The sequence below is a fragment of the Halovenus halobia genome (assembly GCF_051414135.1).
GTDB classification, from domain to species: Archaea; Halobacteriota; Halobacteria; order Halobacteriales; family Haloarculaceae; genus Halovenus; species Halovenus halobia.
The window spans coordinates 133782-152278 of record NZ_JBLKOA010000003.1 but is presented as its reverse complement, the minus strand read 5'-3'; the positions used below and the strand labels follow the sequence as shown (position 1 = coordinate 152278).

Sequence of the window (18497 nt, the reverse complement as noted above, 5' to 3'; positions counted from 1 at the left end):
CCTCCGAGCCTATTTATTCGCGCTGCTCGTACTGAGAGTGTGCCTGTCGTTTTCACGCCGTACCTGAAAAATAAACTCGGTGTCGCCGACGCCGAGGAGTCACCCGAACCCGTCACCTCCGTCGACAACACTGTCGAACTGCTCACCAGACGGGAGTTTCTCGCAGGTATCGCCGCGGCCGGAATCGCGGTTCTCGCGCTCCGGCGTCGCCGTGCGGACGACGCGCCTGCAGAACCCGAGGCGTAGGTCGGCTACGACTCGAATTCGGCCAGAATTGACCGGTAGAGAACTGCTTCTCGCGCACCGACCGCTTCGACCTGTTCACTCGCCTCCCACAGCAACGATTGGCGGTCGGCGGCGCTGTCCGTCTCGCTTGCCTCCCGGAGCACACCGGCGAGTTCGGTCCAGTCGTCGGCGATATCGACCATCTCCGCTGGGAGGGCGCTGTCCAGTCCAATTGACCCGGCTGCTGTCTCCAGAAAGTCGGCGAACAGCCGTCTGAACGCGCCGCCGCCGGTTCCACGGCGCTCGATGTTCTGGTAGGCGAACCGAATCGTCCACGACGGGTCCGGTAAGTCGTCGAACTCCGGCAGTTCTTCGGCGAAGGCTTCGATTTCACCGACTCCCTGCCCGCTGAAGTACTTCGATTCACGCTTGCTCGCTGCCGGGTCGAGCATATAGGTTGCCGTCTCTCTCAGTGCGTCTCTCGCTGCCGTCTCGAAGTCGACGGTCATCGTCGGGTCGTCGATCGTGAGATATCGACACTGCAGCGCAACGACGTGCGTGGAGGTGAGTGCTTTCTGGAGGCGCTCGAGGGGAAGTCGCTGAATCTCGCCGAACTCGCTGTCAGCGAGGTGGACAGTCTCCTCGTCGTAGCCCACCACGAGCAGCGAGTGGGGCGCGAAGTGGGTGTCGGTGTCGTAGTAATCCAGATAGAACAGGTCGGTGAAGATCATCACTGGCTCGCCGTCGTCGATTCGAGCGCGGATGTCGGCCCACGCGTCCTCGAAAGACTGGCCCTCGTGAATCGTGTGGTCGATACCACAGTTCTCGAAGAAGGCGCGTTCGAGCCAGCCTGTCCGACCGAAAAACGCCCGGTGTGGCGACTCCGGGAGTTCGAGATACGAGAAGCCAAGCCCCTCTCCAAGCCCGAAACAGGTCGGCTCGTCGAACCCCCAGCCGTAGTACGTCGACAGGTCACGAAGCGAGGTCGACCCACAGTGGGCGCCGACCTCGTGCTCGAAATCGAGTCGTTCCATACCTTGGCTGGTGGTTGCGAGCCACTTAGCTCTCCGGCCTCGGAGGCGTGCGGGTTTTTGTGTGCCCTGGCGTAAGCAGTGAATGATGGTCGCAGCCGCAGATATCCTGTTCCTCGTGGTTATCGGCGTTGGGCTCTCTCTCGTCGGCCTCAGCTGGGCTCTCCGAACGACCGACGGCCTCGGTGTCACGGCGCTTCGAGCCTTCGCGGTCGTATTCGGCGCTGGTGTTGCCGCTACGGGTGTCGTCGGCCTCGTTGCCCGCGACCCGGAGCCACTCGTCCAGCCTCTCTGGGCACAGATTGGCTTCTTCTTCTGGGCCGTGTCGGTCGTCCCATGGTTTCTCTTCGCACTCGCGTACACTGGCCGGTACACCGACCCGACTCGCCGCGTTGTCGCTAGCTTGTGGCTTCCGTTCGTGATTCCGTTTGCGAACTTTGCCTGGCTGAACGCCGGCGGCTCACCCTCCGGCGTGCTCAACGCACTCTCCTCGGTCGTGTTCATCTACGGGCTCTCAATCGCTGTGTTCGGTGCGCTCCTCGTGTTGCAAGCCACTCGGTCGTACGTCCACCTCTCGGTCTGGGACGGACTTGGACTGACCGCGACGCCAGTGTTGGTTGTCCTCGCACTGAACTCGACGGGAAATCTGCAACAGAGTGCGCTCATCCTCGCACCGCTCGTCTACGCTTTTGCACTCGTTGCTGGCACAGCGGCGCTGTGGGCTGCCGTCGTCCGCGGGTCGGCCCTGAACCGACCGCCTGCTGTCGAGCGGATTGGCCGACGCGCGATTGCGAGACAGACAGACGACCTGGTCTTCATCGTCGACGCGGACGGGCTGATTGTCGAGTGTAACTCGGCAGCCGTCGAGACACTTCCGACGACGCGAGACACGATGCTCGCTACGCCTGCAAGGGAACTTTTGGGTGCCGATACGACGACACTTCGGGACCGCGAGACAGTCACAGTTGACACCGTTGCCGGCGAACGCCAGTACGATCCGCAGGTGTCGACGCTCGGCGACGACCCGCTTGGCGCGGTGCTCAGTCTCCGGGACGTCACCGAGCGTCAACTACGCGAACAGCGCCTCGCAGTGCTCAACCGCGTGCTCAGACACAACCTCCGTAACAAACTCGACGTCATCAAAAGCCACGCGGAAGTGCTCGACGGCGAGGAACACCCCGCGATGATTACCGACACTGCCGACGAACTCGACCGTCTCGGCAACGAAGCCCGCCGTATCGACCGCTTTCTCTCCGCGTCATCGACGGCCGAAGTCGACCTCACGGAAGCAATGATTCGGGCGCGCGATGCCGTCACTGGCGAGTATCCTGACGTGACTGTTAGCCTCGACTGCCCAGCAGACGCGGTGGTTACCACGAACCGGGAGGCACTGGAGGCCGCGCTCGACAGTGCCGTCGAGAATGCCTTCTCGTACGCAGACTCCGCCGTCGATATCGCTGCCGAGCGCCACGAGGTCGGCTACACAGTCGTTATTTCCGACGACGGCAGCGGGATTCCCGAGCTCGAACTCCGCTCACTCGACTCTGGCATCGAGACGCCGCTCCAACACGGCACCGGACTCGGACTCTGGCAACTGAAGTGGGCGGTCACGACTATCGGTGGTGAACTGACTATCGAGACGACCGACGGGACGACTGTCCAGTTCACCGTTCCAGACTGCTCCTGACGGTGGTGCCCACAATCGTGGATTTATTATTTGCGCAGGTGTATTCGTAGGTATGGATTTCACGCGTTCCACTGAACACCAACAGATCAAGGACATGGTCTCCGACTTCGTCGATGAGGAGATCAAACCGCAGTCCGCCGAAATCGACAAGGAAGACGAGTTCCCGTGGGAACTGGTCGACGAGATGGCGAGCCTCGGCCTGATGGGCATGCCGATTCCTGAAGAGTACGGCGGAGCAGGACTGGATTATCACTCCTACGCGACCGCACTCGAGGAAATCTCCCGAGGCAGTGGCGGTGTCGGAACCATCGTTGCAGCCCACATCTCGCTCGCCTGCAACATGATCTACGACTTCGGCAGTGAGGAACAGAAAGAGGAGTACCTCACGCCGCTGGCAGAGGGCCAAGAAATCGGTGCCTTCGGACTGTCGGAAGCAGGCGCAGGCAGTGACGCCCCGGCGATGGATACCACCGCCACAGCGGACGGCGACGAGTACGTCATCAATGGTGGCAAACTCTGGATTTCTAACGGTTCCGTCGCCGACACTGTCGTTGTCTTCGCCAAGACTGACGAAGACGCCGGCGCGAAGGGTATCTCCTCGTTCATCCTCCGCCCCGAGGAGGACGACGGATTCATCGTCGAAGGCACAGAGGACAAACTCGGCGACAAGGGCTGTCCGACTGCCGAACTGCGATTCGACGACCTGCGCATCCCGGAATCCCGCCGTATCGGCGGCGAAGGCGAGGGAATGATTCAGGCGCTGAAGACGCTCAACGGCGGCCGAATCACCATCGCTGCCCGCTCGGTCGGTATTGCACAGGCTGCGCTGGATGAGGCACTCGCCTACTCACAGGACCGCGAACAGTTCGACCAGCCAATCAGCGACTTCCAGGCCATCCAGCACAAACTCGCCGACATGGATACGAAGATTTCGGCGGCCCGGATGCTGATGCACCGCGCGGCCGACCTGAAGATGAACGGCGACGAGTACCGCAAGGAGGCCGCGCAGGCGAAACTGTACGCGTCCGAGGTTTCCCGTGAAGTTGCCAACGAAGGTATCCAGATCCACGGCGGCTACGGCTACGTGAAAGACTTCCCTGCCGAGCGGTTCCTCCGTGACGCGAAAATCAACGAGATTTACGAAGGAACCAGCGAAGTGCTGCGTAACACCATCGCCGACCAACTGCTCGACTAACGCCGAATTTACGCTTTCGGCGGCAGTGACTTTTCTGAAGAATCTCTGTCTGCGTTACTCGATATGAATCGCTGGCTTGCCCGGCTTTGCCTTCCCGGCAAACTCCCCATCTGGGTCGGCCCGACGAACCTGCACTGTCGTCTCGAACTCGTCTTCGAGCAGCCACGACGCCCGCTCCAGAAGTTCGAGTTCTGCTGCCGGCGACAGCGTCGGCCGCAGTTCCTGCTGGCGGCCCTGTAACTCGGCGGCGTACTCCTGTGCCGCCGTCCCGACCGACTGCATCGACTCTTGCTCCATAATCTTGCCGACGAGGGCATCAGTCTTGTCGGCCTCACGAGCGATGTCGTGGGCGGTGTATTTCCACTCCGGAGCCAGCACGACATCGATTTCCTGTGGGTTCGCAATCGAGGCCACGTCGACGATGTCACGCACGTCGTCACGGAGTTGCTCGACAATCCGGCGCTCGACATCGCCCTGCTCGACTGCCGAATCTGGTTCGGGCCACTCCGCCGCCGCGACGAGGCCGTCGCCCCGGAGCATGTTCCACATCTCCTCGCCGAGATACGGGGCAATGGGCGCAATGAGACGGGAGAGCACGCGCAACCCGCGGCGATACACCGCCTCCTGTGGCGTGTCGAACTCGCGGTACTGGCCCAGCAGGGCGGCGAGGGTTCGAATCTCGTTGACTGCTCGGTGGAACCGGAACCGGTCGTAGTGCTCGGAGACGGCACTGACCGTCCGGTCGATCTCGCGGGCCACGTACTCGTCGTGTGGCCGTCGGTCGTCTCTCACTTCGGCCCGTTCGTTGAAGTCGGCGACCATTCCGTACAGCTGTTGCTGGAGGTCGTAGGAACTGCTCACGTCACGGGCAGTCCACTCGAAATCCTGCTCGGGGTGGGCCGCCGAGAGCACGAAGAGTCGCGTCGTCTCCGCGCCGTACTCGTGAGGACTGACGACGTTGTCTTTCGTCTTCGACATCTTCTCGCCGCTGTGCAACACCGTCCCCTGATTGATGAGGCGCTCGACCGGTTCGCGCTCGTCTAGCAACCCGATGTCTGCGAGTGCGCGGGTGAAGAATCGAATGTACAGCAGGTGCAACACGGCGTGTTCCTCGCCGCCGACGTAGACATCCACCGGGAGGCTCTGGTCGGCCACGTCGCTGTCGAACGGCGCATCGTCGAGGTTCGGCGAGAGATACCGCAGGAAGTACCACGAGGAATCGACGAAGGTGTCCATCGTGTCCGTCTCTCGCTCTGCAGGCTCGCCACACTCCGGACAGGTCGTCTCGACAAACTCCGGCGACTCTTCGAGTGGGTTCCCACGGCTTTGGACGAACTCTGGGAGTTCGACCGGGAGGTCGTCTTCTGGAACGAGCACCGGGCCACAGTCCTCACAGTGGACGACAGGAATTGGCGTCCCCCAGTACCGCTGCCGGGAGATGAGCCAGTCACGGAGTCGGTAGGTGACGTCCTCGGCGACGGCGTCGGTGTCGGCGAGAATTCGCTCGCGGGCGGCGACGCTTGCGAGGCCGTTGTACTCGCCGCTGTCGGTGAGCATCCCCTGTCCGGTGAACGGGCCCGACTCGACATCGACTGCCTGCCCGTCGACGGGTTCGATGACCTGCTCGATAGGCAGGTCGTGTTCGGTCGCGAAGGCGTGGTCACGCTCGTTGTGCGCTGGGACGCCCATCACCGCGCCGGTGCCGACATCCTCCAGGACGTACGCCCCGACATAGACCGGTACGTCCTCGCCGGTGACGGGGTTGGTTGCAGTCGCGTCCGTCTTAACTCCAGAGAGTTCGGCCACGTCGTCGGTCCGCGCAGCGTCGATATACTCGGCGAGTGCTTCGTCGTCCTCGGCCAGCTCTCGGGCGAGTTCGTGGCCCGGCGAGACGGCGAGATACGTCGCGCCACAGACCGTGTCGAGGCGGGTTGTGAATGCATCGACGGTGTCGACTGCTGGGCCGGCAATATCGAAGGTAATCGTCGCGCCTTCTTGTCTACCAATCCAGTTGCGCTGAATCTCGCTGACGCTCTCTGGCCACCCCTCCAACTCGTCGAGGCCATCGAGTAGTTCCTCGGCGTAGTCCGTAATCGAGAGGAACCACTGGTCGAGTTCGCGCCGCCCGACCGGCGTGTCACAGCGCCAGCAGACATCCTCGTGTTCGTGCTCGACAACCTGTGCGTCGGCCAGCACTGTCTCACAGTCCGGACACCAGTTCACGTCGGCGGCCTTGTAGTCGACCAGTCCGGCCTCGTGGAATTTCCGGAAGAAGTACTGGTTCCAGCGGTAGTACGACGGGTCACAGGTCGTAATCTCTCGCGACCAGTCGTAGCCGAATCCGAGCGTCTCCATCTCCTCGCGCATCTGGTCGATACAGGCGTCCGTCCACGATTCAGGGTCAGTGTAGCGCTCGTGGGCGGCGTTTTCGGCGGGCAAGCCGAAGGCGTCCCACCCCATCGGGTGGAGTACGTCGTCGCCACACATTCGCCGGTATCGGGCGTAAGCGTCGGTAATTGCGTAGTTGCGAACGTGGCCCATGTGCAGCGTCCCCGACGTGTAGGGAAACATTCCGAGTACGTAGGTCGGGTCTGCTGTCTCTGGGAGTTCGTAGACATCCTCGCGGTCCCACGCGTGTTGCCAGTACTCCTGGACCTGCGCGCTGTTGTAACTGCGTCTCGACATCGCTTGTTGTCGGAGATGCGAGCGGCGGGCATATGATTGTTCGCCCATGACTGCTCGAACTCGACCCACGAACCGTACTGCACGAACGGGTCTCCACCGCCACCCACGGGACCACACTTCTGGAAACGCGCCGCTCGGACATCGGCGCTCTCGTGTCGTACGGGCTAAATTCGTGACAGGCGAACATGTGCCTGTTCGGCTATGTCGCGGTCGGTATCGCCAACTCTTTAGCTCCTTCATCGAGTAGCAGGAGACATGTCCACGGGTAGAACCGGTAGCCTCTCAATCGCGGCCGTTCGGGAGCGACTTCCCCTCGTGCTGTTTGGGGTCGTCTGTCTGCTCTTTTCGCTTGACTTGCTCCGGCGGCTTTTGATCGGGAGTACACCCCCGCACCGCCTCGGAATCTTCCTCTGGGAGGGTATCGTCTTCGGCATGGCCATCGGCCTCGCAGGAATCGGCCTCGCAATGACCTACAGCATTCTCCAGTTTGCGAACTTCGCCCACGGTGACCTGATCACCGCCGGTGCCTTCGCTGGCTGGAGTAGTACATTCGTCATCGTCGGACTCGGTCAGTACGCGCTGGAAATACTGATACTCGTCGGCGAACCCGCGAGCGTGACGAGTGACCTCGGAATTGCTATCTCGACCGAACCGGTTGCAATTTTGCTCGGTCTCGTCGTCGCCGCGGGCTTTTCGGCCGGACTCGCGCTGGCAATTGACCGAACCATCTTCCGGTCGATGCGCGAGCAGAGCGGAATCGCGCTGTTGATTGCCAGCGTCGGCGTCGCGCTCGCGTTGCGCCAGTTCATCCGGCTCATCTACCAGCCGACGACGCCGCCGATTGTCAGTGCCGCTTCCGTCCCGTCGGTATCGATACCGCTCATCAGTGGGTCTGTCTCGATTAACGCTCACGAGGCAACGTTGTTCGTCGGCGCGGCGGCGCTGATGGTCGCCGTCCACGTCCTGTTGCAGTACACGAAACTCGGCACCGCGATGCGAGCAATGGCCGACAACGAAGCGCTCGCGCAGGTGACTGGTATCCCGACTGAGCGAGTCGTCTTCTACACGTGGCTGATCGGCGGGGCCCTGACCGGCGCGGCCGGCTACCTGCTGGCGCTCGAACAGGGCTTTCTCGACCTGACGCTTGGCTGGGACCTGCTGCTCGTCATTTTTGCTGGCGTCATTCTCGGCGGGATTGGCTCGGTCTACGGCGCGATTGCTGGCGGCCTGCTCATCGGCATTGTCAACCAGCTTTCGGTCATCTGGATTCCCGCTGAGTTCACCACACTCGCTTCGTTCGTCATCATGATTACCGTGTTACTGGTTCGGCCACAGGGTATCTTCGGTGGGGTGACCTCCGTATGAGCGAGGACTCCGTCTCCGAAGGTATTCGGACGTGGATCACCGCAACTGACCGCCGGCTCCTCGGGACCGTTATCGGGATAACGACGGTTGTCTTTACGCTTCTCGCACTCGCCTCGACGCCCAGTATTGACGGCGCCGTCGGCACCGTCCGGCGCGTGTTCTTCTTCGGACTCGTCTACGCGCTCGTCGTCCTCGCGTTGAATCTCCAGTGGGGCTATGCCGGCCTGTTCAATATCGGCATTGCTGGGTTCATGATGATTGGCGTCTACGCGATGGCTATTTTGACCACACAGATCGGGCTTCCGTACCCGATTGCCATCGTCGTCGCTGTTGCGGTGACGGCGCTGTTCGGGGCGATTGTCTCGCTGCCGGCGTTGCGGCTTCGGGCGGATTATCTCGCCATTGTCACGCTTGCCTTCGCCGAAATCGTCCGCAGCATTCTCTCCTCACGGCAGTTCTCCGAGACGACACTGGCCGGCTACGATGTTGGCTTCGGCGGCGCGACAGGACCCGACGCTCCGCCGGACCCGCTGAAATTCCTCCTCTACGAAGAACCCGGGAGTCTCGTTTCCGAGCCAAATGCCGTCGGAGAGCTGTACTTCTCGGTGCTCGCGCCCCTCGGTATCGACGACTCGACCGCCGAGGCATTACTGTATATCCTCTTTCTGGTCGTGATGGTCGGACTGTTTTACACGCTGCTGTCCCGTCTCGGGAGCTCTCCGTTCGGTCGCGTGCTCAAAGCAATCCGTGAAGACGAAATGGTTGCCCGCTCGCTGGGCAAAGACACCCGGGTATTCAAAATTAAAGCCTTCACGCTTGGTGCTGCGTTGATGGGCTTTGCGGCAATTCTCTGGTTCCTCGAAAGCGGCGGCGCACGCCCGAGTAATTTCCAGTCACAGACGACGTTTTTCATCTTCGTTGCGCTGATCGTCGGCGGCTCTGGCTCGAATCTCGGCAGTGTCGTCGGTGGGTTCGTCTTCGGGACGTTCCTGCTACAGGGGCCGGAGGTCATCGAGACGATTATCGGCCAGCAACTCGACCCGCAGGCGAACCCGCAGACGATTTTCGACGCCTTCGGCGGCTTCGACCCGCTGGTCGCCTACACAATCGATAATCTCGCCTCGATTCGCATCATCCTGCTCGGCATCTTCCTCATCTATCTCATCAAGAACCGGCCGGAGGGTATCGTCGGGAAACGTAAGGAGACGGCGTCGAGTATCGACCTCGAACAGCGTGGAGGTGACAGCTAATGGCAACTGCACAACAGACCGACCGTGAGACCGAGACGACGAGCGACGAGCGACCGGACGATGCGATTCTCGAAGTCGACGCGCTGCAGAAGAGTTACGGCGGTGTCGTCGCCGTTGACGGCGTTTCCTTCACCGTCGAGCGCGGGACGATTACCGGCCTGATTGGGCCAAACGGCGCGGGCAAATCGACCACGTTCAACTGTATCACCGGGACCCAGCAAGCCGACGGCGGCGCAGTTCGCTTCGAGGGCACTGACGTCACGGGACTCCGGCCGGAACAGATTGCGAACCGCGGCCTGTTGCGGACGTTCCAGATCGCCCGCGAACTCAGCGAGATGTCGGTACTAGAAAACGTCATGCTCGCGCCCCAGCACCAACTCGGTGAGTCGATGGCCCGGTCGGTGTTGCCGGGATTCCGGAGCGGAGTCAGCGACCAAGAGCGGGACCTCCGCGAACAGGCCTGGGAAACCCTCGAATTCTTCGAGATTGACCACCTTGCCCGGGAGTACGCCGGCACACTCTCGGGCGGCCAGCGGAAACTGCTGGAGATGGCCCGCGTCTTCATGGCTGACCCCGAGATGGTGTTGCTCGACGAACCCCTGGCCGGCGTGAATCCCACACTCGAAGAGAAACTACTCGACCGGATTCACGAACTCTCTGACCGCGGACATACGTTCCTGCTCGTCGAACACGATATGGACGTCGTGATGCACAACTGTGACCCGATAATTGTCATGCACCAGGGGCAGGTCCTCACCGAGGGTGGCTCCGACGAGATTACACAGGACGAGCGCGTCATCGAGGCCTATCTCGGGGGTGAAGTCGAGCAATGAGCGACGCACAGCTTTCAGTCGAGGACCTTGACGCCGGCTACGGCGACCTGCAGGTGCTCGACGGCGTCGATATGCAGGTCGACGACGGCGAGTACGTCGCCATTGTCGGTCCCAACGGCGCGGGCAAATCGACCGTCATGAAGTCGGTGTTTGGACTGACCGACCACATGGGTGGCAAGATTGTCTTCGACGGTGAGGACATCAGCGACCTCGACCCCAACGAAATCATCACCCGGGGACTCAACTACGTCCCACAGAACGAGAACGTCTTCGGGGGACTCACTGTTCAGGAAAACCTCGAAATGGGGGCGTACATCCTCGATGAGGTGCCACAGGACTGCCTTCGAGAGGTGTACGACCGGTTTCCGATTCTCGAAGAGCGCAAGGGCCAGACGGCTGGGTCGATGTCCGGCGGCCAACAGCAGATGGTCGCGATGGGTCGGGCGTTGATGCTCGACCCCGATATCCTCCTGCTCGACGAACCGAGTGCTGGTCTCGCGCCCGACCTCGTCGATGACATGTTCGACCGGATCGACGGCATCAACGACGACGGGACTGCGGTGCTCATCGTCGAACAGAACGCAAAAGAAGCGCTGCGCCGGTGTGACCGCGGGTACGTCCTTGTACAGGGACAGAACCGCCACGAAGATACCGGCGACGCCCTGCTGAACGACCAGCAGGTCAGAGAAGATTTCCTCGGCGGTTAGAGCTGAATTGTGTCGATGTTCTCGATGCCGTCTTCGGTGAACCCGAAGTACTGGTAGGCAACGTCGCTCTGGTCACCGTTTTCGTCGTAGGTAATTTCGCCGGAGACACCGCGATACTGCACGTCGTCGCCGTCGCTGGCCATTTCAGCCCCTTCGACGATGTTGTCAATTGTGACCTCTGTTCCGGGTTCTTCCGTGACGTTTCGAATCTGGTCACGAACCGCCACTCCGTCGGTGGCGTCGTCTGCCGCTGCCGCAGCGAGTACGAGCGTTGCCGCGGCGTCGTAGGATTGTCGAACGAATGGGTCGTCGGAGGGGTCGTTGTCGTAGGTGTCCTGGTACAGTTCCTGGAACGTCTCGACGCCCGGCCCAGAGCCGATTGGTGCGGTCCCGGTCACGTCGGTCATATCGAAGCCGACGTCAGACGGGAGATTGGAGGCTTGCAGCCCGTCGGCCACGAGCACGTCCACCGAGTCCGAGTCGAACTCGCTGTAGAAGTCCGAGAAGATTCGGACGCCGTCCTCTGGGAAGGCAACGATAAGCAACACGTCCGGGTCGCTTTCCAGCGCACTCTCTAATTGCGTCGTGTATGAGGATTCTCCTTGTGTGAAGATGACTGGCTCGGCGGCCGACCCGCCGGCGTCGTTGCGGAACGATTCGACGAAGGCACCGGCCAGCCCCTGGCCGTAGGAGTCGTCCTGAGCGAGCACTGCAACGCTGTTGCCGTCGAGTCGCTCCGCGGCAATCTGTGCGAGGACCTCTCCCTGGAAACTGTCCGGGACCGCTGTTCGGAAGGTGTAGTCTGCTTCGAGTTCGGAGTACCCCGGCGCGGTGCTGGCGGGTGAAATCATCGGCATCTCTTCGGGAATCGCGACGTCCTGTGCGACCTGCAGGCTCACGTTCGAGGCGAGCGCCCCAACGAAGCACGGATAGCCAGAGTCGTTCAACGTCTGTGCGCCGCTGACGCCAGTGTTTGCGTCTGTTGCTGTATCCTCGAACTGTGTGTCGAGGGTCAGGTCGGTGTCGGCGCTGTCGAACTGCTCGGTGACGAGTAACGCTGCGTCCCGGATTGGCGGTCCAAGTTCCTGCAGCGACCCTGATACGCCCATCAGGACGCCCATACTGAGTTCGTTCTCGCCACCACTGGACAGACAGCCCGCGACAGCAATTGCGCTGCCGGCCCCCGCTGCCTTGAGGAAATCGCGTCGGTTTGGTTTCGCCATGTCTATTTGTGTTATTTGATATGAGTGGATTAAACGTTTTGCATCCTGACGCACCCCTACCGTTCGCTGACGTAACCTCTCGTTCCGTGATTGCGCTCGACAGTGCTGGCCTGCCTTCGGACTGAATCCAGCCGTCGGTGAGAAACTGGCTGTCCGCTGGCTTGCTACTGGAGTCTCAATAGAATTGGGCTTTCAGTAGGAACATCCGACCGACGTATCATATCCTGTACCACAGACAGGCCAGTCGCGACGGGCGGATAGCAACCTTTTCGGCCGAGAGTCTCCGAATCGTGGTATGCTCGGTATTGTTGTCTCTCGTGCAGATTCTGCCTCCGTCAATATCGGTGCACAACTGCGAGCAGTTGCCGAGTGGTCGGAGGCAACCGATGACAGCCGTCCCGACGCCGACGGTGGTGGAACCGTCTACCGGACGGAGGGTGCCACACTCCGCGAGTTCGAGGACTGGCATCTCAACCTCGACCGGCCTGCCGAGGTCTTCGACGACCCGGACCTGCTCGTCTTTGCCTCTCGCCACAGCGGCGAGACAGGACCGCTGTTGACTGCACACCACACGGGCAACTTCGGCCCTGCCGAACACGGCGGCAGGGACAACGACCTCGCGCGGGCCTGCCCGAACGCCCACGACGCTGTGCTCGACGCGCTCCGTGACCACGCTCCCGAGGAGTACGACGTTGGGATGGAAGGGACACACCACGGCCCGTCGACGGTCGGCGCGCCCTCGATGTTCGTCGAAGTCGGCAGCGCAGAGCCACAGTGGGCGGACGAGGCCGCTTGCCGCGCGGCCGCCCGGGCAATCCTCGACTTGCGCGACGTTCCGGCCGACCGGCCAGCCAGCAGTGACAACCGCCGCCGGCATCTCGCCGGCTTCGGCGGCGGCCACTACACCCCCCGATTCGAGCGAGTCGTCCGCGAGACAGGCTGGAGCGTCGGCCACGTTGGCGTCGACTGGGGCCTCGACGCGGTCCCGGCCTCGGCTGAACAGTCTGTCATCGAACAGGCCTTCGAGCAGAGTCGCGCCGCCTACGGTCTCGTCGACGGCGACCGGCCGGAACTGCTCGACGCTATCGAGGACGCTGGGTACCGCGCCGTCTCGGAGACGTGGGTCCGCGAAACTGATGGTGTCGACCTCGACCTCGTCGAGGCACTCGAAACCGAACTCGGCACCATTGCCGATGGCTTACGGCTTGGAACTTCTGCAAATACCCATGAAGGAACTGACTTTTTGCCCAGTTCGCTGCCCGAAGGGCTGGTCGAGGAAGCCGCTGGAATCGACCGCGAGCGTGTCACCGAACTCCTTACCGAGCGAGTGCTCGCCTTCCAGACTGAGGAAGGCGGCACTCGTCCGACGGGGGCAGTCGCGCTCGCTGCACAGCGCCACCGCGAGACAGTTCTCGACGACCTCGTTGCGGTGCTCGAAGCGCGCTACGACGAGATTCAGCGCTCCGAGGACCGCATCGTTGCCCGCACGGAGCAGTTCGACCCGGAGAAAGCGAAGACGTTCGGCCTCTCAGAAGGTCCGGCGTTCGGCCGCCTCGCAAGCGGCGAGGCTGTCGAAGTCGACGGGCGGACAATCCCCCCAGAACAGGTCCAGACCGAGCGCGAAGTCACCTTCGAGCTATAAATCGAAATCGGTCGGTGGCGTCGGGAACGACCCTTCGTCAGTCTCGGGGTCGTAGCCCTCGATTGCGGCGGCGACGATGTTGAAGACACCCTCCTGACTCCAGCGGGCGGTGTTGATGTGCATGTCGTAGAACGTCCGGTCGTCGAGGTCGATGTCGTAGTAGGTCTCGTACCGACCGGCCTCGTTGACTTCTCGGACACTCATCTCAGCGGCAGTTTCTTCGCGGTCGCTAATTCGTGCTTTTCGGACTTCTTCCGGTGCGTTCAGGTAGATTCGGAGGTCGGCTCGTTCCCCCGCGAGCCACCCTGCCAGCCGCGATTCCAGCACGAACGGTTTGTTCGAGGCCCCCCACTTCTCCGCAATCGAGCGCAGGCGCTGGTCCAGCTCACGGTCGATATCGTCCGATTCCTGTGCCTTCGCGCTCAACTCAGTCAGCCCCATCCCGCGGTCCTCTGCCAGTTCTCGAAAAATCTCTCCCCCTGAAACGTACGGACAGTCGAGTGCCTCCGCCAGCCGCGTACACAGCGACGTTGCACCACAACCCGGCGGCCCCGAGACTGTCACGAAGAGGTTTGCGTCTATCGGCGACACCGTTGTTCCTTGCTCGACCATACACGCCGGTCGCTCGCCAAAAGTAAAAACAGGACGTTCTCTTTCTGCCATGTCGAGTGTTTACACGGCCCGTGATGGCTCGCTACTCGCGCTTCGCTTCCCGTTCGTTTTGACGAGTTCTTCGCTTCGCTCAGAACCCGTCCTCAAATCTAAACGTGCCGTTTCGCTGAACACCTTCACCATCCACTTCGATTCGCGAATCCTCCGCCACGACCTTTTTCATCGTCGGGTGTCCTCGCTCACTTCGTTCGCTGCGGGCACCACTCTCTGCTCACGGCGCGAAGCGCCGTTCGCACGGTTAGCGAGGGATCGGAGATCCCTCGGACATTCGAACGGGTCGAAGACCCGTGAGAAGACAGCGAGACCGCTGGTCTCGCTCGACTCGAAAAACGTCGATGAAAAAACCGCTCGCTCCTCCGTCGCTCGCGGCGCTACTGCTCGAAGCCGTCCTCGAACCGGAACGTGCCGTTTCGCTGAACAACCTCACCATCCACTTCGATTCGCGAATCGTCGGCCATGTCGACGATCATATCGACGTGGACCGCGCTCTGGTTCTGTTCGTTCCCCTCGCCGACGGTGTCGCCGTACGCCCGGCCGACGGCCATGTGGACGGTATCGCCCATCTTCTCATCGAACAGCATGTTGTAGGTGAACTGGTCGATATCGCGGTTCATTCCAATGCCGAGTTCGCCGAGATATCGGGCGCCCTCGTCGGTTTCGAGCACGTTCGTCAGCACATCCGCGTTCTTTTCGGCGTCGTGGTCGACGACTTTGCCCTCGTCGAACTCGAGATAGACATCGGTCACTTCTCGGCCCTGATGGTACAGTGGCTTGTCGAACAGCACTTCACCGTTGACGCTGTCGCGGACCGGCGCGGTGAACACCTCGCCGCCGGGGAGGTTCTTCTCGGCGTAATCGTTGAGCGTTGGATTTCCGCTAATCGACATCGTCACGTCGGTCGTCTCGCCGGAGATGATGCGTACCTCGTCGGCCGGGTCGAGAATCTCGACCATCTGCTGTTGGTGTTCGCGGACGGCCCCCCAGTCTTTGTTGATGGCGTCCCAGACAAAGTTCTCGTAGGTCGGTGTGCTCATCTCTGCGAGTTGTGCGTTCGCCGGTGCGGGATACTGTGTGAGACACCAGCGTTTCGAGAGTCGCTCGTCGAGAATTGGCTGTTTGGCCTGTGAGTAGGCGGCGTTTGTCTCCGGACTGACGTCGCTGGTCTCGGTGACGTTCTCGTTGGCTCGGATTGCGATGAACACGTCTGTCTCCTCGATGAGTGCGAGTTCGTGTTCGGGCGTCTCGAAGTCGTCGTCGCGCGAGCGGAGGTAGGCACGGCTGAACCGGTCGTTGCCGTTTAGTGCGACCGGATTTGCGCCGTGTTCGCCGATGACCTCGTGCAGAGCAACAGCAAGGTCGTCGGCCGCAGGCGGCGCGGCGATGACGACATTGTCGCCTTCGGAAAGATCGACAGAATGCGTTGCAATAACTTCTGCGTGTTTGCGGACACGTGGATCCATACGCTACTCGAAGGGCGGAATCGTCAAACCGCTTTTGGGTCTACTCGCCGTTCATGCCCCGCTTGAACTCCTGTGTCGTTCGCCGGAGCATCAGGAAGACGAAAAAGATGAACAACAGAAAGACACCGAGAATCGACATGACGATGATTCCATTCATACTAGCTGTCTTGTCGGCCAACGAAAAAGAGGTTACGGGCTCACGAGCCGAGTTTCTCGCTGATCGCCGTCGAGAGGTCAGACAGGTAGAGTCCGCCCCAGATTGCGACGATGATTCCGCCCATCGTGTTGAACGTGAGGTCTTTCAGGGTATCCTCGATGCCGTACTGTGTGAGAATGCCTTTGGTATCGAGCAGGTCGGCAGTGACGCCGATTGCGAACTCGAGTAGTTCCCAGAGGACGCCGAACGCGAGCACGAAAATCAGCAGGATGACACCGACGTACCGTCCGGGAATCTCGACGTCGTCCGAGTGCAGGTCGACGGCGCGGACCGTCGCGTACCCGGCCGCGGCGACGACCGACGCCGACAGCGAGTGTGTGAGGTGGTCCCACCACCAGATGTTGGTGTAGAACGACCGCGTCACGCCCGGAATCCCAACGATTCCGAGGCCGTGCAGGAAGGCTGCTGCCGTGATCCACAGCACGAGCTGGGGGCTCATCACCAAGTCGTAGTCGCGCTCGAGAAACGCCGGCAACTGGACGACCACCAGCGACGCAGCCGTGTTGACGATGATGCCGACGCTGCCACGGTCGATACCGATGAACAACAGCCCGATTAACAGCAGTTCCATCGCCCTCGTTAGCTGCCGTTGCCGCCGCTCGCTGGGCAGTATCCGACTAATTGTCGACATGGTGTCCCCCCTCGACGGTGTCCTCGAACTCCTCGGGAACGCGTCTGCCTTGGGTGACGTAGCGCCTGAAGTACGTCCGGAAGATTATGCCCCCAACAAAGCCCGCGAAGACGGCGTAGATGAACTCAATCATCAGTTCGTCGTTCGTGAGCTCGAAGCTCCTGTCGAGAGCGATGGCGACGTACCACTCGAGCATTGCCCAGAGGGCAGAGGCAGCCATCGTCGACGCGACGACGAGGACGATGGCAAAGCCCGGCGACATCTGAATCGAAGTAAAGGAGTCGAGCTCGACGACGATGACCAGCCCGACTGCCGCGATTGCGAGATAGGAGACGAGTGGGCTCGACAGCCGGCCGGCTCCGAGTGCGATGCCAATCAACGGTAACAGCGCAACCGCGAGCACCTCCCACGGGAGCATGACGTACCGGGAGCGGAAGGAGACCGGCGGCACGAGCCCCAACAGGACGATTACGACCGCGAACACCGACCAGAGGGGGCCAGTGACGATGACACCCCCGATGCCGGCCAACGCCGCGATGCCCAACAGCAGCCAGGCTATCGTCGCGTTTCGCCGGCGCTCGGACAGCAAATCAGAGAGCGCAGTCCCGGACATACTACTGCTTCGGTGGGGTTACGTTTAACAGTAACTCTGGGGCGGTCAGCCCACGAGCAGGTAGACCAGCCCGTAGCTCACCAACGCGATCCCGACGCCAGCCAGTGCAGTCAGTGTCGTTCGGAGCGTTCGCTCAGTTGTTCCGACTAGTCGGTCACACACCGACCGCAGTCGGGACCGTCCGAGCGCAGCGGGCTGAGAGACACCGACGAAACCGCCGACAGCCAGAATCGAGCCGACGAACTGATAGGAGAGGTGAATCGTCGGCGGGGCCATGACCACCGCGGCGACACCGTACCCCGCCCCGACGAGCGCACGCCGGTCGACGAGGCGGTGGGGCTCGTACCCCAACTGTCGGGCCAGCACGGCCACAGCCAGCGCCACGACGGCCAATTCCAGGGCAAAGGCGCCGAGCAAGTGTAGCGTTGGGTCCGAACTCAACATTACGCGACCGCTGAGCACCGACACATCGAGGGGATAGAACAGTGCTGGCGGTTCGCCGGTGACGAGGTCACCCCACGGGTGCGAGGCAACGCCGGCCGTCGCGGCGAGCCCGATAATCCTCGCTCGCAACTGGAGCTTCGACCGGGAGAGTTCTGCAATTCCAAGCCCGAAGAGGGCGAACGCACCCATGACGAACGCACCGATTAGGCCACTTGTCGCTGCTGCAACGGCGACGAGCGCAACGAGTACACCGACGGCGGCGACACTTCCGGCGACGCTTTGCCACCGGTCAGCCGAACGCCACGCCCAGAGTCCGAAGGCCGGGCCGGCGATGGCGGCGACGACCAGCGAGTGTGTCATCAGCCGGTGGGCCTCGTTTGCTGGCCCCCAGAACGCCCCAGGGTCGACGCCCGTGCCTGCCACGAGCGCGGCGGGATTCATCGCGACAGCGGCGTAGAGTACGTCGACATCCGGCAGTGCAGCGAACGCTCCTGCCGCCACGCCGACCGCGAGCACTTCCCGCTGTCCCCACCCGCGCCACTGTGCGACCAGCATCGCGAGGGCGAACGCCAGGAGTGCGTGACCGATGAACATTTTGCGATACTACACGGTCAGCA

General features: G+C 61.8%; 17 protein-coding genes. 8 read left to right on the top strand and 9 right to left on the bottom strand.

Annotated elements, in window-relative coordinates:
- Positions 1 to 39 precede the first annotated feature (39 nt).
- On the top strand, positions 40 to 246 hold the full coding sequence (locus ACMGFM_RS09915) for a hypothetical protein (protein WP_436902392.1): 207 nt from the start codon (positions 40 to 42) through the stop codon (positions 244 to 246).
- A gap of 5 nt (positions 247 to 251) precedes the next feature.
- Here ACMGFM_RS09915 and ACMGFM_RS09910 read toward each other — a convergent pair whose 3' ends face one another.
- Complete coding sequence (locus tag ACMGFM_RS09910; protein ID WP_436902391.1) at positions 252 to 1259, bottom strand: BtrH N-terminal domain-containing protein; 1008 nt, start codon at positions 1257 to 1259, stop codon at positions 252 to 254.
- Positions 1260 to 1341: 82 nt separating this feature from the next.
- On the opposite strand from ACMGFM_RS09910, the gene ACMGFM_RS09905 reads away from it, so the two are divergent.
- Positions 1342 to 2943, top strand: a complete 1602-nt coding sequence (locus tag ACMGFM_RS09905; protein ID WP_436902389.1) for an ATP-binding protein — start codon at positions 1342 to 1344, stop codon at positions 2941 to 2943.
- 52 nt (positions 2944 to 2995) lie between these two features.
- The gene (locus ACMGFM_RS09900; RefSeq protein WP_436902388.1) at positions 2996 to 4138 is read left to right on the top strand and encodes an acyl-CoA dehydrogenase; all 1143 of its coding nucleotides are present in this window, start codon (positions 2996 to 2998) and stop codon (positions 4136 to 4138) included.
- A gap of 54 nt (positions 4139 to 4192) precedes the next feature.
- On the opposite strand, the gene leuS is transcribed toward ACMGFM_RS09900, so the two are convergent.
- Positions 4193 to 6823: a leucine--tRNA ligase gene (gene leuS, locus ACMGFM_RS09895; protein ID WP_436902386.1), complete on the bottom strand. Its 2631-nt coding sequence runs from the start codon at positions 6821 to 6823 to the stop codon at positions 4193 to 4195.
- A 255-nt stretch (positions 6824 to 7078) separates the two neighbouring features.
- Between leuS and ACMGFM_RS09890 the strand changes: the two genes are divergently transcribed.
- Genes ACMGFM_RS09890 through ACMGFM_RS09875 form a run of 4 tightly spaced genes read left to right on the top strand, consistent with a single transcriptional unit; the run spans position 7079 to position 10978 of the window.
- Positions 7079 to 8188 (top strand): branched-chain amino acid ABC transporter permease, encoded by a 1110-nt coding sequence (locus ACMGFM_RS09890; RefSeq protein ID WP_436902385.1) that lies wholly within the window; start codon positions 7079 to 7081, stop codon positions 8186 to 8188.
- Positions 8185 to 9438: a branched-chain amino acid ABC transporter permease gene (locus ACMGFM_RS09885; protein WP_436902383.1), complete on the top strand. Its 1254-nt coding sequence runs from the start codon at positions 8185 to 8187 to the stop codon at positions 9436 to 9438. Before ACMGFM_RS09890 ends, ACMGFM_RS09885 begins: the two co-directional genes overlap by 4 nt.
- Entirely contained in the window at positions 9438 to 10271 is an 834-nt protein-coding gene (locus ACMGFM_RS09880) for an ABC transporter ATP-binding protein (protein WP_436902381.1), read from the top strand. The genes ACMGFM_RS09885 and ACMGFM_RS09880 overlap by 1 nt, the downstream gene beginning before the upstream one ends.
- Positions 10268 to 10978 (top strand): ABC transporter ATP-binding protein, encoded by a 711-nt coding sequence (locus ACMGFM_RS09875; RefSeq protein WP_436902379.1) that lies wholly within the window; start codon positions 10268 to 10270, stop codon positions 10976 to 10978. The genes ACMGFM_RS09880 and ACMGFM_RS09875 overlap by 4 nt, the downstream gene beginning before the upstream one ends.
- Here the strand turns inward: ACMGFM_RS09875 and ACMGFM_RS09870 are convergent.
- Positions 10975 to 12201 carry a substrate-binding domain-containing protein gene (locus tag ACMGFM_RS09870; RefSeq protein WP_436902378.1) on the bottom strand — a complete coding sequence of 409 codons (1227 nt, stop codon included), beginning with the start codon at positions 12199 to 12201 and terminating at the stop codon, positions 10975 to 10977. The genes ACMGFM_RS09875 and ACMGFM_RS09870 overlap by 4 nt on opposite strands.
- Positions 12202 to 12496: 295 nt before the next feature.
- Here ACMGFM_RS09870 and ACMGFM_RS09865 point away from each other — a divergent pair, with 295 nt between their 5' ends.
- The gene (locus ACMGFM_RS09865; RefSeq protein ID WP_436902377.1) at positions 12497 to 13843 is read left to right on the top strand and encodes a D-aminoacyl-tRNA deacylase; all 1347 of its coding nucleotides are present in this window, start codon (positions 12497 to 12499) and stop codon (positions 13841 to 13843) included.
- On the opposite strand, the gene cmk is transcribed toward ACMGFM_RS09865, so the two are convergent.
- The 6 genes from cmk to ACMGFM_RS09840 form a co-directional block, all read right to left on the bottom strand.
- Positions 13838 to 14455, bottom strand: a complete 618-nt coding sequence (gene cmk, locus ACMGFM_RS09860; RefSeq protein ID WP_436902376.1) for a (d)CMP kinase — start codon at positions 14453 to 14455, stop codon at positions 13838 to 13840. The genes ACMGFM_RS09865 and cmk overlap by 6 nt on opposite strands.
- A 431-nt stretch (positions 14456 to 14886) precedes the next feature.
- The gene (locus tag ACMGFM_RS09855) at positions 14887 to 15975 is read right to left on the bottom strand and encodes an aminopeptidase (protein WP_436902374.1); all 1089 of its coding nucleotides are present in this window, start codon (positions 15973 to 15975) and stop codon (positions 14887 to 14889) included.
- Positions 15976 to 16015: 40 nt separating this feature from the next.
- Positions 16016 to 16132, bottom strand: a complete 117-nt coding sequence (locus ACMGFM_RS16655; RefSeq protein WP_495849255.1) for a DUF7859 family protein — start codon at positions 16130 to 16132, stop codon at positions 16016 to 16018.
- A 40-nt stretch (positions 16133 to 16172) separates the two neighbouring features.
- Positions 16173 to 16823, bottom strand: a complete 651-nt coding sequence (locus ACMGFM_RS09850; protein ID WP_436902373.1) for a DUF2238 domain-containing protein — start codon at positions 16821 to 16823, stop codon at positions 16173 to 16175.
- Complete coding sequence (locus tag ACMGFM_RS09845; protein WP_436902371.1) at positions 16810 to 17436, bottom strand: hypothetical protein; 627 nt, start codon at positions 17434 to 17436, stop codon at positions 16810 to 16812. Before ACMGFM_RS09845 ends, ACMGFM_RS09850 begins: the two co-directional genes overlap by 14 nt.
- Before the next feature lie 45 nt (positions 17437 to 17481).
- Positions 17482 to 18474: a metal-dependent hydrolase gene (locus ACMGFM_RS09840; protein ID WP_436902370.1), complete on the bottom strand. Its 993-nt coding sequence runs from the start codon at positions 18472 to 18474 to the stop codon at positions 17482 to 17484.
- Between the last annotated feature and the right edge of the window lie 23 nt (positions 18475 to 18497).